This window comes from Kitasatospora sp. NPDC056273 (assembly GCF_042268845.1).
GTDB lineage: Bacteria > Actinomycetota > Actinomycetes > Streptomycetales > Streptomycetaceae > Kitasatospora.
In genome coordinates, this window is the sequence record NZ_JBHJSJ010000009.1 from 123,460 (window position 1) to 138,137 (window position 14,678).

15 protein-coding genes are annotated in these 14,678 nt (G+C 75.7%); 3 read left to right on the forward strand and 12 right to left on the reverse strand.

Features of this window, described 5'->3' with window-relative positions; genetic code table 11:
- Positions 1-85: 85 nt before the first annotated feature.
- The 9 genes from ACFCY1_RS11300 to ACFCY1_RS11340 form a co-directional block, all read right to left on the reverse strand.
- Complete coding sequence (locus ACFCY1_RS11300) at positions 86-1,336, reverse strand: sugar ABC transporter permease (RefSeq protein WP_375874284.1); 1,251 nt, start codon at positions 1,334-1,336, stop codon at positions 86-88.
- Positions 1,333-2,142, reverse strand: a complete 810-nt coding sequence (locus tag ACFCY1_RS11305) for an ATP-binding cassette domain-containing protein (RefSeq protein WP_049653670.1) — start codon at positions 2,140-2,142, stop codon at positions 1,333-1,335. The genes ACFCY1_RS11300 and ACFCY1_RS11305 overlap by 4 nt, the downstream gene beginning before the upstream one ends.
- Before the next feature lie 63 nt (positions 2,143-2,205).
- Positions 2,206-3,306 carry a substrate-binding domain-containing protein gene (locus tag ACFCY1_RS11310; RefSeq protein WP_375874285.1) on the reverse strand — a complete coding sequence of 367 codons (1,101 nt, stop codon included), beginning with the start codon at positions 3,304-3,306 and terminating at the stop codon, positions 2,206-2,208.
- Between the two features lie 219 nt (positions 3,307-3,525).
- Entirely contained in the window at positions 3,526-3,891 is a 366-nt protein-coding gene (locus ACFCY1_RS11315) for a hypothetical protein (protein WP_074001125.1), read from the reverse strand.
- Between the two features lie 167 nt (positions 3,892-4,058).
- On the reverse strand, positions 4,059-4,736 hold the full coding sequence (locus tag ACFCY1_RS11320) for an HAD family hydrolase (RefSeq protein WP_375874286.1): 678 nt from the start codon (positions 4,734-4,736) through the stop codon (positions 4,059-4,061).
- 74 nt (positions 4,737-4,810) lie between these two features.
- Positions 4,811-5,764: a DUF4331 family protein gene (locus tag ACFCY1_RS11325; protein WP_375874287.1), complete on the reverse strand. Its 954-nt coding sequence runs from the start codon at positions 5,762-5,764 to the stop codon at positions 4,811-4,813.
- A gap of 148 nt (positions 5,765-5,912) precedes the next feature.
- Positions 5,913-7,058, reverse strand: coding sequence for a hypothetical protein (locus ACFCY1_RS11330; protein WP_375874288.1), 1,146 nt, complete (start codon positions 7,056-7,058; stop codon positions 5,913-5,915).
- 133 nt (positions 7,059-7,191) lie between these two features.
- Positions 7,192-7,779: a GNAT family N-acetyltransferase gene (locus ACFCY1_RS11335; RefSeq protein WP_117485289.1), complete on the reverse strand. Its 588-nt coding sequence runs from the start codon at positions 7,777-7,779 to the stop codon at positions 7,192-7,194.
- Positions 7,773-9,248: an ATP-grasp domain-containing protein gene (locus tag ACFCY1_RS11340; protein ID WP_375874289.1), complete on the reverse strand. Its 1,476-nt coding sequence runs from the start codon at positions 9,246-9,248 to the stop codon at positions 7,773-7,775. Before ACFCY1_RS11340 ends, ACFCY1_RS11335 begins: the two co-directional genes overlap by 7 nt.
- Before the next feature lie 162 nt (positions 9,249-9,410).
- Here ACFCY1_RS11340 and ACFCY1_RS11345 point away from each other — a divergent pair, with 162 nt between their 5' ends.
- Positions 9,411-10,028, forward strand: a complete 618-nt coding sequence (locus ACFCY1_RS11345; protein WP_375874290.1) for a putative glycolipid-binding domain-containing protein — start codon at positions 9,411-9,413, stop codon at positions 10,026-10,028.
- Positions 10,029-10,064: 36 nt separating this feature from the next.
- Here ACFCY1_RS11345 and ACFCY1_RS11350 read toward each other — a convergent pair whose 3' ends face one another.
- Positions 10,065-10,817, reverse strand: a complete 753-nt coding sequence (locus ACFCY1_RS11350) for an SDR family NAD(P)-dependent oxidoreductase (RefSeq protein ID WP_375874291.1) — start codon at positions 10,815-10,817, stop codon at positions 10,065-10,067.
- A 198-nt stretch (positions 10,818-11,015) separates the two neighbouring features.
- Positions 11,016-11,195 (reverse strand): hypothetical protein, encoded by a 180-nt coding sequence (locus tag ACFCY1_RS11355; protein WP_375874292.1) that lies wholly within the window; start codon positions 11,193-11,195, stop codon positions 11,016-11,018.
- Between the two features lie 124 nt (positions 11,196-11,319).
- Between ACFCY1_RS11355 and ACFCY1_RS11360 the strand changes: the two genes are divergently transcribed.
- Positions 11,320-11,574 carry an acyl carrier protein gene (locus tag ACFCY1_RS11360; protein ID WP_049661285.1) on the forward strand — a complete coding sequence of 85 codons (255 nt, stop codon included), beginning with the start codon at positions 11,320-11,322 and terminating at the stop codon, positions 11,572-11,574.
- A 40-nt stretch (positions 11,575-11,614) separates the two neighbouring features.
- Here ACFCY1_RS11360 and ACFCY1_RS11365 read toward each other — a convergent pair whose 3' ends face one another.
- Positions 11,615-13,264, reverse strand: coding sequence for a hypothetical protein (locus ACFCY1_RS11365; RefSeq protein ID WP_375874293.1), 1,650 nt, complete (start codon positions 13,262-13,264; stop codon positions 11,615-11,617).
- A gap of 293 nt (positions 13,265-13,557) precedes the next feature.
- On the opposite strand from ACFCY1_RS11365, the gene ACFCY1_RS11370 reads away from it, so the two are divergent.
- Complete coding sequence (locus ACFCY1_RS11370; RefSeq protein ID WP_375874294.1) at positions 13,558-14,664, forward strand: RCC1 domain-containing protein; 1,107 nt, start codon at positions 13,558-13,560, stop codon at positions 14,662-14,664.
- The last annotated feature ends 14 nt before the right edge of the window (positions 14,665-14,678 follow it).

Genomic DNA, 14,678 nt, shown 5'->3' on the forward strand with positions numbered 1-14,678 from the left:
ATGTCCTCCCCTCCGCGCACCACGACGGCCCGGCACCCCGCGCTGCGGCGGGGTGCCGGGCCGAGGGGACGCCGGACGCCCCGCGCTACCCCCGGCCGCTGCTGCGGGTGCGGCGGGTGAGGGAGTCGAGGACGACGGCGGCCAGCAGCACGGCGCCGGTGATCATGTACTGGATGGCCTGGGCGGCGTGGACCATGTCCAGCCCGGTGGTGATGGACTGGATGACCAGGATGCCCAGCAGCGCCGACCAGGTCTTGCCGCGGCCGCCGAACAGGCTGGTGCCGCCGATGACGGCCGCCGCGATCGCGCTCATCAGGACGTTGCCGCCGCCGAGTTGCTTGTCGGCGGAGCCCTGCTGGGAGGCGTAGAAGAGGCCGCCGAGGCCGGCCAGGAACGCGGAGAGGACGAACACGGAGATCCGGACCCGGGCGACGTTGACGCCCGCGCGCCGGGCCGCCTCGACGCCGCCGCCGACCGCGAAGACCTGCCGCCCGTAGCGGGTGCGGCGCAGCACGAAGTCGGTGGCGAGGACGGCGCCGAGCAGCACGACAAGGGACAGCGGCAGGCCGCGGTCCTGGTTGAGGGCGTAGGCGGTGGCCAGGGTGAGGACGGCCAGGGCGCCGGCCCGGATCGCGCTGTCGGAGGCCGGCGCGGCGGTGAGGCCGGCGGCGCGGCGGCGGCGGGCGGTGTGCAGGCGGGCGGCCAGGTAGAGGACGGGGGCGAGGAGTGCCAGGCCCCAGGCGTAGGCGATGTCGCCGTCGCCGAGGAAGGTGGTGTCCAGGCTCGCGACGACGCCGTCGTGGCGGTTGTTGACGGTGCCGGCGTCGCCGAGCACGTACTCCTGCAGGCCGCTCCAGGCGAGCATCCCGGCGAGGGTGACCACGAAGGCGGGTACCCCGACGCGGGCGAAGAACAGGCCGTGTAGGAGCCCCATGACGCAGGCCGCGCCGAGGGCGGCGGCGATGGCGAGCCACTCGTTCCAGCCCTGGCGCACGGCGAGCACCGCCGCGATCGCGGCGCTCGCGCCGGCCACCGAGCCGAGGGAGAGGTCGATCTCGCCGAGGATCAGCACGAACACGACGCCGACCGCGATCAGGCCGGGGCCGGCGATGAAGCGGGTGATGTTGGTGAGGTTGTCGGCCTGCAGGAAGTGGTGGGTGACGGACTGGAAGACGATCGCGATGACGACCAGGCCGACGACGACCGGCAGCGAGCCGAGCTCGCCGGAGCCCAGGCGGCGCCGGGCGGCCTGAGCGAGTCCCGCCCAGCCCTGCGCGGGCGGATGGAGCCGCGGATCGGCGGGCGAGGGGGTGGCGGGTGCGTCGGGGGTGCTCATACGGCCTCGGCCTCCTCGGCCTGCTCGGTGCGGCGGGCCCGGCGGCGGGCGTGGGCGTTGTCGGTGGCGCCGGTGATCGCGGCGACGATCTGCTCCTGGGTGGTGCCGGCCACCGGGAAGACCCCGTTGTTGCGGCCCAGGCGCAGCACGGCGACGGTGTCGGCCACCGCCCGTACGTCGGCCATGTTGTGGCTGACCAGCACGACCGCCAGGCCGCGCTCGCGCAGCCGCTCCACCAGGTCGAGGACCTGGGCGGTCTGTTCGACGCCGAGGGCCGCGGTGGGCTCGTCCAGCACCACCAGGGCCGGCTCGCCGACCAGGGCGCGGGCGATGGCCACCACCTGGCGCTGCCCGCCGGACAGCGCGGCCACCGGGGCGCGCACGTCGGGGATGCGGATGGCGAGGGTGTCCAGGAGGCGGCGGGCGTGCTGCTCCATGGCGACCTCGTCGAGCAGGGCGGGGCCGAGCAGGGCGCGGCGGCGCTTCTCGCGGCCGAGGAAGAGGTTGGCGATGACGTCGAGGTTGTCGCACAGCGCGAGGTCCTGGTAGACGGTCGCGATGCCGAGGGCGGCGGCGTCCTGGGGGCGGGCCAGGCGGACCGGCTCGCCCTGCCAGGTGAGGGTGCCCTCGTCCACGGGGTGGACGCCGGCGATGGTCTTGACGAGGGTGGACTTGCCGGCGCCGTTGTCGCCGACGAGGGCGAGCACCTCGCCGGCGTGGACGTCGAGGTCGACGTCGGTGAGGGCCTGGACGGCACCGAAGCGCTTGGAGACCGAGCGCAGCTGCAGGACGGGTGCGCCTGTCACGGGAACCACCTTGGGGGAGGGGCTACTTGAAGACCTGGTCGAAGGGTTCTGGTGCGGGCTGGGCTACTTGAGCCCGGCGGCGACGCACGCGGCGGCGTAGTCGGCGGTGCAGATGTCGGAGGCCTTGTAGGTGCCGTCGGCCAGGACGGTGGAGGCGATGGTGTCCTTGGTGACGATCTTGGCGTCCAGCAGTTTGGTCGGGATGTTCTTGGCGGTGGCGCTGTCGACGCTCGCGGTGGCGATGGTCTTCACGTCCTTGCCCTGCAGCAGGGCGACGGCCAGTTCGGCGGCGGCCTCGGCCTGCGGGCGGTAGGCCTTGTAGATGGTGTACGCCTGGTCGCCGGCCACGATGCGCTGGATGGCGTCCAGGGAGGCGTCCTGGCCGCCGACGGGGACCTTGATGCCGGCGCCCTTGAGCTGGGTGATGATGGCGGCGGCCATGCCGTCGTTGGCGGAGTAGACGGCCTGGAAGCCGTTCTTGCCGAACTCGGTGACGGCGGCGGAGATCTTCTGTCCGGCGACGACGGGGTCCCACTGCCCGGACTGCTCGTAGACGACCTTCTTGACCTTGCCGTCGAGGACCTTGTGCGCGCCGGTCTTGAAGTCCGCGGCGTTCGGGTCGGCCTCGTCGCCGTCGATCATGACGATGTCGGCGTCGGCGGCCTGCGCGCCGAGCGCGTCCAGCAGGGCCCGGCCCTGGAGTTCGCCGACCTTCTCGTTGTCGAAGGAGGTGTACGCGGCGATCGGGCCGGCGGCCAGGCGGTCGTAGGCGATGACCTTGACGCCCTTGGCGGCGGCCTCCTGGACCCAGTCCTGGGTGGACTTGGCGTTGTACGGGTCCAGGACGATCACCTTGACGCCCTGGGCGAGCAGGGTGTCGAACTGCTGCTTCTGCTTGGCGGCGCTGCCCTCGGCGTTGTTGTACAGCACCTTGCACTGCGCGCACAGGGCCTTGACCTTGGCCTCGATGTACGGGCGGTCGAAGGACTCGTAGCGCACGGAGGAGGCGTTCTCGGGCAGCAGCAGGCCGATGGCGTTCGGGTCGCCGGCGGCGGAGGAGGAGTCGCTCTTGGCGCCGGCGGCCTTGCCGCAGGCGGCGGTCATGGACAGGGTCAGGACGAGGCCCACGGCGGAGACGAGGGCGCGGCGCAGTGCGGCGTTCATCGGATACCTCTCCCTGGGGGTCGCCGCGGCTTCGCGGCGGGGTGGGGGGAGTTAAACCTGGGCGCGTACATGACGTCAATAAGTAAAACCAGACTGCCGGGAATCCACCACTACTCGTTATGTTCGTGAACACGCCTCAGGGGGCACGACGCGCGACAGCGGCAGTGCCCGCCGCTCCCCTCGCGCGGCGGGCACTGCCCGATGGAAACTGAATGACCGTCAGGGGCGGTCGAGGGTGATCGAGTTGATCGGCCCCAGGTCGTAGTAGACGCCCTTCGGCGAGGAGAGGTCGTAGACGCAGTCGGCGCCGCCCGAACCGCGGCACAGGCGGGCGTGCGCGCCGCCGGTCTGGTTGTTGAGCACCCAGTGGTGGCCGTACTGGCCGCTCAGGTTGTGCGCGCCGTAGCTCCAGTAGACGTCGCTGGGGCTGACCGCCGGGTCCTGGTCCTGCGGGTAGACGCAGACCGCGCCCGACGGGCAGCCCGCCCACGCCCCGTCCGCGGCGCCGGCGCCGCCGGCCTCCACGGTGGTCAGGGCGGCGGCGGCCAGGGCCAGGGCGGCGACGGTACGGGTGATCCTGCGCATGGGTGGTTCTCCCTTGGCTGGTACGAGGACGGACGACCGTTGCGTCCGGTGCCCGTCAGCCTAGGAATCCGGTGCCCGCGGCGGTCCCTGACATCTGACAGGGGCGCGCCTCCTTGCCCCCGCCGTCGGATTCGGAGCCGCAGTCGGAACCGGGGCCCGCCACGGAGCTACGGCAGCGGGAGCGAGGCCGCCCCGGCGACCAGCGCCGGCAGCTCCCGCATGTCCGCGAAGGTCCGGGTGCCGGGCCCCGCCAGCCACGCCTCGGGCGTCAGGCCGCCGTGGAAGCCGAGCGACCGCATCCCCGCCGCCCGCGCCGCGGCCACCCCGTACTTGCTGTCCTCGACCACCAGGCACGCCGCCGGCTCGACGCCCATCGTGGCGGCCGCGTGCAGGAACAGGTCCGGGGCGGGCTTGCCGCGCTCCACGTCCTCGGAGCTGAAGACCCGCCCGGCGAAACGCGGCAGCAGCCCGGTCCGCCCGAGCGTGGAGCGCAGCCGCGCATGGCTGCTGGAGGACGCCACGCAGTCCGCCACCCCGGCCCGCTCCAGGGCCGCCAGCGCCTCCACCACCCCCTCCACGGGGGCGAGTTCGGCGGCGAACACCTCGTCGTACAGGTGCTGGAAGCGCTTGTCCCAGCCCGGCTCCAGCGGCACGCTCGCGTGCGCCTCGATCTCGGCGGTCATGAACGCGTGCGAACGGCCCAGGAACCGCTCGACGATCTCCTCCTGCGACAGCGGCCACCCCACCTCCGCGAGCACCCGCTCGTCCACCCGCACGGCCAGCCGCTCACTGTCGAGCAGCACACCGTCGCAGTCGAAGACCACCAGCTCCACGGGAAGGGACATGCCGCCACCCTACGGGGCGCCCGCGGCGGGGCGGCGGGCGCGTCCGCAGCCGGGGCGCCGGGGGCCCGGCGGGCTCAGTGCGGGTGGCCCAGGTACGGGAAGGCGGGCAGCAGGTCGGTGTGCGGGCCGATGTGGTCGCCGGGCACCTTGCCGTCGGTGAGCATCGTCAGCCGCGCCGAGGTGACGTCGTCGCTCAGCGTGCGACCGTTCGGGTAGCCGGCCGGGCGGGCGCGGTCGTAGCGCAGGATGTCCGGCAGGACGATCCGCAGCTGGGCCTCGGCCGCGTCCGTGGTGTACCCGCCGAAGTGCTGCAGCTTCGCCGTCCACGGCTCCCGGTAGTTCTCCCAGTCGTCCACCGGATCCCCGGCGTTGTACGCCTCCTTGGCGTCCTCCTCGTTGAAGTACGCCGTCAGCGACGGGTGCGCACCGCGGTCCACCGACACCAGGTGCCCGTCCTTGCGCACGCTCACCCGCGCCCACACCCCGATCTCCGGCGCCGGCCCGAACCGCGCGTCCGGCGCCTCCAGCACGATCCCGAACACGTTCTTGTCCGCGCCCCAGTCCACCCCCGTCCACTGGAAGTCCTTCACGATCCCGTCCAGGTCCGCGAAGAACGGGTCGCTGCGCAGCCCCGCGCTGACCCGGTGCGCCCCCGCCTCCACCACCGCGGGCGTGCCCGTGAAGCTCACCGGCGCGTCCGCCACCAGCACCTCGCCGACCGCCTCCAGCCCGCGCGCCCCCTCGCCGGCGGCCCGCCGCACCGTCATGGTCTGCGCCCCGTCCCGCGGCTCGGAGAAGGTGAAGCTGTACGCGAGGTCGGCCCGCCGGTCCCCGTCGGTGTCGATGTCGATCCGGTACACCGCCTGCGGGTGGAAGGCCTGCCCGCCGGACGGCGCGACCGGGTTGACGTTCATGATCAGCACCGTCCGGCCCGGCTCCGGCGCGGCGAAGGCGAACAGGTCGGTCAGGTCCAGGCGCGCGTCACCCTCGGGTGAGCGCAGGTTCGGTCCGCTGAGGTGGTGCGACAAGACGGCCTCCGAGGTCGGGCGGGCTGCGCGGGGACACCCCCCGACCCCCTCGGCCATTGCTAGCACGCCCGCCCGCCCCCGGCCCGCCCCGCTGCGCCACCCGGGCGGGCGCGGGCGGGGGCGCGGCCCGGTGGCGGCGGGCGGGGCGTCAGCTCGCGGGCAGCCGCGCGGTGAAGGGGTCCGCCCCGGTCCTGGCGTCCGGGGCGCCGTAGCCGAAGAGCCAGGTGGTGCCGTCCGGGCCGGTGGTGAACACGCCCGGTTGGGTGAAGGCGAACGGGGCGGGGGCCACCGCCCAGGAGGACCCGGTCCACCGCTGGACGGGGGAGTCTCCGCCGTAGCCCACGCCCCAGACCTCCGTGCCGCGCAGGGACAGCCCGAGGAAGTAGTGCGGGTCGGTGGCCGGCGGCGTGCGGGTGCCGTTCCAGGCGGTGCCGTCCCAGCGGGTGGCGAAGGCGTTCCGGAGGCCGGACTGGCTGTACCGGCCGGTGCCGCCGGCCAGCCACACCTCGGAGGGGCCCGCGACCAGCAGGTCGAGCACCCGCACGTCGAGGTTCGGGTACGACGGCGCGGCCACCTGGGACCAGGCGCTGCCGTCCCAGTGCACGACGAACGGCCGGTACAGCGCGCCGGAGGACGCCTGGTAGTCGCCGGCCGCCCAGACGTCGCCGGGCCCGGCGACCCGCACCGCGGTGAGCTGGGAGGTGCCGGGCGGCAGCGGGAGGGCGGCGCCCTCCCAGGACGAGCCGTTCCACCGCGCGGCGGCAGCGGACGAGCCGGCCCGGCCCACCGCCCAGACGGCGCTCCCGGCCCCGGCCACGGCGAAGCCGGAGAACGCGCCGCCGGCGGTGCCGGGCACCGTGCTCCGGCTCCAGCCCTGCCCGTCCCAGTGGACGGCCAGCCCGCTGTCGCCCACGGCCCACACGTCGGCCGGGCCGGCCGCGGTGGCGGCGTACAGCCGGCCGCTGGCCCCGGTGACCGCGCCCTCGACCTCCGTCCACCGGGCTCCGTCCCAGCTCCACACCGCGGGCACGTCGTACGGGACCGGCCCCCAGAAGGCGACCTGGTACCCGACGGCGAAGCCGGCCGCGGCGCCGGTCATCGCCAGGCCGCTGACGCCGAAGTCGTTCCGCAGCGGGAACGGCGTCACCTGCCACTGCGGCGTCGCCTGTTCCCGCGGTGCCGACCGCTCCCGGGCGGTGGCCGCCGCCGCCCCGGTGGGCGCCGCCGCGCCCCACGCGAGGGCGGGAACGGCGGCCGCGGCGGTCCGCAGCACGGACCTGCGGCTGATGCTCATGCCTCGTCTCCTCTTCCTGTCCCGTCGTCCTGTCCCGGCCGTGCGCTCTCGCCGGCTCACCGGCCATGCTGTCCGGGCGCGCTGACACCGTGCTGACCGACCGACCGGCCCGCGCCGTCCGGACGCCGGGGGGTCACGCCCGCAGGCGGCCCGCCTCGTGGACCAGCGGCGGCGCCACCGCGTCCGCGGCGCGCTCGAACAGGGCGCCGCTGCGGCTGCCGGCCGCGGTGCGCACCCAACGCCAGCCCCGTGCGCGGTAGTAGGCGTGCAGGGCGGCGTTGTCGCTCCACACGTTCGCCCGCAGCAGGGCGGCGCCCGCCCGCGCGGCCCGCCAGGAGGCCCAGTCGCCCAGGCGGGTGCCGATGCCGTGCCCGGCGTACCGGCGGTCCACCGTGAAGGAGCTCACGTAGCGGGCCGGGAGGGCGAGTTCCTCGCCGGTCCACAGCCGGGGGCTGCCGGTGGGGCGCAGCGTGAGGGTGGCGACGGCCTCGCCGTGCGGCGACAGCGCGGCGACCACGGTCAGGCCGAGGGCGATCAGCGCCAGGCCGCGCTGGGCGTCGTACGGGTCCGACCACTGGGCCGAGCCGTGCTCCAGGGCGATCCACGCGGCGGCCTCCGCGCGCAGGGCGGCCAGCCGGGGCAGGTCGGCGGGCACCGCGGTGCGGACGTACAGCGGGTCGGACCGCGGGTCGGACCGCGGGTCGGGGCGCGGGTTCACCACGGCGCGCAGGGGGCGGCGGCGGAGGGACCCGCGGAGGCGGAGGGGACGGCGGCGGGGCCGGAAGGCCCGGGCAGGCCGTACGGTTCGAGGGGTTCGAGGACGAAGCCCGCGCGCAGCGCGTCCAGCAGCTTGCGTCCTGGCGCGGTGAGCGCGGTGCCGTCGGGGGTGGTCAGCGGATGCCGGGCGACGATCCGGGCGAGCGGCACACCCGGGTGCAACACCATGCCGGGGGAGGGGAGTTGCAGCAGCACGCAGTCGTCGGGCCCGCACTCCAGCAGGCCGAACCCGGCACCGCAGTACCGCAGCCGCCCGTCCTTGAGCCGGTGCAGGCCGCCGGCGGGCGCCGCCGCCACCCGCACCGGGGCGCCGGTGTGCCGCACCACCAGCTGCACGGCGCCCGCCGCGTCCGTACGCGGCTCGCCGCCGGTGGCGTGGCCGTAGAGCTCCAGCACGTGCCGCAGTGCGGACGGCAGCGCGCGCTCGGCCAACTCCAGCTCGCCCAGCAGCCAGGTCGAGCCCTGCATACGGCAGTTGAGCTCCAGCAGCAGCGGACGCTCGCCGTCCAGGACGAAGTCGGCACCGAACAGGCCCCGGTAGCCGAGCGCGGCCAGCGCCTCGCCGACGCGCCGCGCCGCGGCGGCGGCCCGGGCCAGGGCGAGCGGCGCCAGCAGGGCGGGGGCCGCGAAGTCGCAGCCGGAGTAGGCGCCGAAGGGCGCGCCGACACCCTCGATACGGGTCAGCTGGACGGACGGGCGCAGCACCCGCACCGTGCTGTCCGCCGACACCAGCACGTGCACGTTGAGCGCGACGCCCTCGACGTAGCCGCTCACCAGCCAGGGCCCGCCGCCGACTTGGCGGATCGGCTGCAGGTCCGCCTCGTCGACGACCAGGTGGGTGCCCTTGCCGCTGGAGCCCACCGGCGTCTGCACCACGTAGGGGGAGCCGAAGCGGCGGCGCAGCTCCCGGTGGTCGAGCGCCGGGACCACCGCGTCCGCCGGGGTCGCGGCCCCCACCGACCGCAGCCACGCGCGCTGCGCCCGCTTGTCGCTCAGCATCGGCAGGGCCACGTGCGAGGGCGGCTCCAGCAGGCGGGTGCCGAGCACGCCGAGTGCCGTGCGCCACTCGGGTTTCATCGCCGAGTAGGGCAGCAGCGCCAGTTCCCGGCCCCGCCAGCCGCCACCCGCCGCGCCCGCGCCCCCGGCCTCGTCCAGGGTGCTGGCGAGCGCGCGGAGCACCGTGTGGACCCCGGCCCCCGCCGGGGTGTGGTCGCGCACCCCCCGCTCCGGTTCCAGCGCGTGGAAGGAGGCCCCGAACTCGCCCGCCCAGCCCGTGTCCGGGCCCTCCACGCTCACCACCGCGGACAGGCAGCCGGTGCGCAGCAGCGGCAGCACGTTCAGGGGACGGGCACAGCACGACAGTCCGGGCAGGGCCCGCAGCCGGGCCACCGCTTCGTCACAGGATGTGATCACCCACGCGATTATGGAGAGCCCGGGACGGCGCTCGCCGCCACCGCACGCCCCGCCCCGCCCCGCACGAGGCACGCCCCGCCCCCGCCCTCACCCGAACGAAGGAGCCCCCCGTGTTGACGGCCCGTCGGGCCCGCTGTCGGCACCCGGCAGTACCGTGCACGAATGAACAGCAGCACCGCCCCCGACCCGAACCGCCCCGCCGAACACGCCGCCACCCGCACCGCCGCACCCACCTGGCGGGTCACCGAGACCGCCGGCCTGGAGACCTCCTGGATCGACCTCGGCCCCACCTCCCTGACCGCCCACGGCCGCGCCGCCGCCGCCGAGCCCGCCCCGTACTGGCTCGACTACCGGCTCGACACCGGCGACGGCTTCACCACCCGCCGCATGCACGTCACCGCCCGCACCCCCGACACCACCCGCACCCTCGACCTGCGCCGCGACGAGACCACCGGCCACTGGACCGTCGACGGCACCCCCCGACCCGATCTCGACGGCGCCCTCGACTGCGACCTCGGCCTGTCCCCGCTCACCAACACCCCGCCCGTGCTGCGCCACGGCCTCCACCTGGGCCCCGGCGAGCACCACTTCCTGATGGCCTGGATCCGCGTGCCCGAGCTGGTCGTCGTGCCCTCCCGCCAGACCTACACCCACCTGCGCCGCCACGAGGACGGCCGCGCCACCGTCCGCTACGCCTCCGGCGACTACCGGGCGGACCTGCTGCTGGACGCGGACGGCCTGGTCGCCGAGTACCCGGGCCTGGCCCACCGCATCGCCTGACGGGCCCGGGCCCGGGGCCTGAGGCCCGGGGGGTGTTCAGACCGCGGTGCGCCCGCCGTCCACCGGCAGGAGGGCGCCGTGGACGAAGCCCGCCGCGTCGCCGGCCAGGAAGACGACCGCGGCGGCGATCTCCTCGGCCTCGGCGGGCCGGCCCGCCGGCGCCTCGGCCGCCATGTCGCTGAGGCCCTCGCCCATGACCGCCGTGCCCTCGGTACGGGTGGGCCCCGCGCCGACGGCGTTGACCCGCACGCCGCGCGGCCCGTACTCGGCGGCCCAGGTGCGGGTCAGCAGGTTGACCGCCGCCTTGCTGGAGCCGTACAGGGACATGCCCGGCGCGCCGTGCGAGGCGGCCTGGGTGCTGATGTTGACGATCGCCCCGGCGCCGCGCGCGGCCATCGCCGGGGCCAGCTCGGCCACCAGGAAGTAGGGCGCCCGCACGTTGAGCGCGTAGACGGCGTCGAACTCCTCCTCGGTCGTCCCCTCGGTCGGCCCGAACGGGTAGACGCCGGCGTTGTTGACCAGGATGTCCACCCGGCCGCCGCCCAGCGCGGTGGCCGTCCGGGCGAGGCGCCGCACCGCGGCGACGTCGCGCAGCTCGGCGGCGACGAAGTCGGCCCTGCCGCCGCCCGCCCGGATCGCGGCCACCACCGCCTCGCCGCGTGCCGCGTCCCGGCCCGCGACCAGCACGTGCGCGCCCTGCTCGGCCAGCGCGGTCGCGGTGGCCGCGCCGATGCCGCTCGTCGCGCCGGTCACCAGCGCGACCCTGCCCGCGAGGGAGGAGGAGATCATGACCACGGCCCTTCGGAGAACGGGGTGCTTCGCAGCGGGGGCGGGCGCGCGCTCGGCGCCCGCCCCTCCAGCGAACCACGCCCGGCCGCGCGGCGCCCCGTCGTCCAGGCGGCGCGGTACGGGCGGACGCACCCGCCGCCCCACGGGAGCCCGCCCGCCGTCCGGGTGCCCCGGCCCCGGATTCCCCGGCCCCGGGGCTCAGGTGCCGTGGGCGTGCGGGAAGACGTCCACCGCCTCGGCGGCGATCTCCCGCACGTCCGCGTCCGGCCGGTGCTCCAGCGGCCCGGTCAGCGGGGCGAGGAGGTGCCCGGCGGCGCGGTCGGGGCCGCGGGGGCGGGCCGGGGCGGGCCGTTCCGACCATCCCCGTGAAGGCCTCACGCGTACGAGTGAACGAGCTGGACCGGACGCCTTTCGACCACGTACAACTGCGCCCACAGGGCCTCCCGTTGAGCGATCCGCCACCCTCCGGCCCTGCCGCCCCACGCACCCCGAGGAGGGCCCGATGGCCGCCGAGATCACCTACGAGGAACTCGCCACCCTGGTCAGGACCCGCGCCGGCGTCCAGGTCACCGCCGAGGAACTCGCCGAACCGGGCCGCATGTTCCTCGACCTCGGCGTCGACTCGCTCGGCGTGCTGGGCGTCCTCGCCGACGTGGAGAACCGTTACGGCGTCTCCGTCGACAGCGCGGAGCTGCTCGGGCGTCCCGTCGCCGAGTTCCTCAAGGACGTCAACGCCCAGGTGGCGTCCGGCTCCTGAACGACCCGGAGACGGACGCGTCCGACCCCGTGCGCGTGCCTCAGATCGCGAGCGGGTCCGCGCACACCGCCAGGTCGTGGACCGTCGCCGCGAAGCGGGGTGCCACCGCGCCGGGGCCGAGGACGTCACGGGCCGCCGTCAGCAGCGCGTTGCGCAGCCGCCCGTGCGCGGCGAGGTAGCCGAGCTGGGTGAGCGCCGCCGACTGCAGCGCCCGCGCCCGCCGCTCCACCGGCGCCGGGACGGCCGACGGGATCGCGCAGGCGCCGACCACCGGGTCCAGCAGCAGCACCGCCCGCGCGTAGTCCGGCACCGCGCCCCCGCCACCACCGCCCCCGCCGTCGTACGCGCGCTGCGCCGCGTCCACCGCCCGCCGCGCGCCGTCCTGTTCGGAGCCGTACCGTTCCGTGCCGTCCCGGTGCGCGCCGTCCGCGGCCGCGAGCTGCGCCCGGGCGGTGACGGCCGGCCGGGCGGCGCCCAGGGCGGTGCCGGTCAGGCGCGCCCACACCTCGCGCACGGTGCGGGAGGGGGTGTCCAGGTGGCCGGGGGCGGCGAGCAGCGGGGCGACGGCGCCGGCGTCGGGCAGGGCGCCGGCGGCGGCGCGGTGGGCGGCCAGCCACGCGGACACGTACGGGGCGCCCCACACCGGGTGCCCGTAGGCGCCGAGTCCGACCTCGGCCGGGGTGCCGAAGGCGGCGGCGGTGGCGTCCAGCAGTTCGGCGCGGGCCGGGCCGGGGGCGCCGAGCAGTCCGGCGCCGGCCAGGTACACGGCGCGCTGCGCGGGCAGGTAGAGGTTCAGTTCGGCGGGGGAGGCGTGCCCGCCCGCGGGCCGCAGGACCATCCGCACCCCGGCGGCCTCGACCGCGTACAGGCCCTCCTGCCAGGGGATCCCGGTCCAGGCGGGCCAGTGGGCCCGGGGCGTCGGGGCGGACAGCGGGCCGCCGACGGTGTCGGTGGGGGCGAGGAAGTCCGGCCGGCCGGTGGAGACGGTGCGGCCGAGGTCGGAGCCGGCCAGGGCGAGCGGGCCGATGCCGAGCCGGGTGCCGTAGGCGTAGTCGACCAGGCGGGCCTGCCGGGCGCCCTCGGTGACCTGGCGCAGCACCGCGTCGGCGAGGAACCCGTCGGGCGCGTACACCGCGAGGTCGGCGGGCGGTCCGGCGGGCGGGCCGGTGCGGGATCCGGTGAACAGCCCGCGCACGCCGCCGAAGTGGTCCACCCCGCTCTGGGTGTGGACCACGGCCCGCACCGGGCGGGTGTCCCCGGTGGTGGAGCGGTACAGGGCCAGGGCGGCGCGGGCCGTCTCGTACGAGCCGAGCGGGTCGATCACCAGCAGGGCGCGGGGGCCGGTGACGACGGTCAGGTTGGCGAGGTCGAAGCCGCGCACCTGGTAGAGGCCGTCGGCGACCCGGAACAGGCCCGAGGGGAGGGCGAGTAGGCCCTGGCGGCGCAGCGGCGCCGCCACCGGGGAGTCGGCGTCGGCGGGGGTGTCGGAGGTGTGGAAGTCGAAGGCGTGGAAGTGCCAGACCGCCTCCTCGCCGTCCAGGGACGGCAGGGCCCGGTAGGGCGGGGTGGCGAGCAGGCCGCGTTGGGCGTTCTCGAAGTCGGCCGGGGCGTCGGGGAGTTCCTTGGCGCCGGCCAGGTTCCGTCGCGTGACGTACGCGGTCGGCTCCATGGGCACGAAGGTGTCGGCCACGGGCTTGCCCTCCTCAAGGCGTGACGGTCTCCGCGCGCTGCCCCGCGCGCGGAGACCGCCGACACTAGGGGTGACGGGCCGTATACACAACGGCAGGGGTGTGTGGAATGCGTGCGGGGTCGCGGCCGGTGCCGGGCTGCGGGGGTCCATCACCCGTTCGGGTGGCCGCGTGGCGGCTTCCGGTGCGGGCGGCGGGCGCGTGGGTAGCGTCGGGCCATGATCGCGGACTCGTCAACCGTCCTGACGTGTCGACGATTTGACTTATTGTCACATCAGTTAAGAGGCATCGTCGCATGGCAGAGAAGCGCCTGAAGTCCTGGGGCAACAACCGCTCCGGCCAGCTCGGGGACGGCACCTGGGCCGACCTCCGCACCACGGCCACCACCGTCCTCGGGCTCACCAGCACCGAGGTGGTGAAGATCGCCGCCGGCGGCGCCGGTGCGAGCCTCGGGTACGGGCTGGCCCTGCTGACGGACCGTACGGTGCAGTCCTGGGGCGTCAACGGCTCGGGCCAGCTCGGCGACGGCACCGTGTTCAGCCACAACGCCCCCGGCCAGGTGGTCGACGTCTCCGACGCCACCGACATCGCGGCCGGCGGCGCGCACAGCCTCGCCCTGCTCGCCGACGGCACCGTGGTGGCCTGGGGACAGAACACCCACGGCCAGCTCGGCAACGGGACGAACTCCGACAGCGGCGTCCCGGTCCGGGTCGAGGGCCTGCACAAGGTCGTCGCCATCGCCGCCGGCCTCCACCACAGCCTGGCGCTGCGCGAGGACGGCACCGTGTGGGCCTGGGGATACAACGGCAACGGCCAGCTGGGCGACGGGACTTCGTCGAGTCGCGGCCTCCCGGCGCCGGTCAGCGGCCTGACCGGCGTGAGCCGGATCGCCGCCGGGGCCGGCCACAACCTCGTCCTGGTCGGCAAGCCGGGCGCCGGCGCCTCGGTGAAGGCCTGGGGCTACAACGCCACCGGCCAGCTCGGCGACAACACCACCATCAACCGCTTCACCCCGGTCGCCACCCGGCCGACCTGGTCGGGCGGCGTCTCGCAGATCGCGGCCGGCTGCAATCACAGCATGGCCGTGGTCGACGACGACAGCCGCCTCAAGGCCTGGGGCCAGAACACCGCGGGCCAACTCGGCGACGGCACCACCGTCTTCCGCGTCCTGCCCGTCACCGTCCCCGGCCTGACGGACGTCCGCCTGGTGGCCGCCGGCCGGGAGCACACCGTGGCGCTGTCGGGCACCAGCACCGTGCACTCCTGGGGCAGCAACGGCTCCGGCCAGCTCGGCGACGGCACCACCACCGACAGCAGCACCCCGGTGCCCACCCTCACCGCGCTCACCGGCATCGACAAGATCGCCGCACCGGTGGGCGGCGACTTCAGCCTCGCCAACTGAGGCCCCGGGCGGGC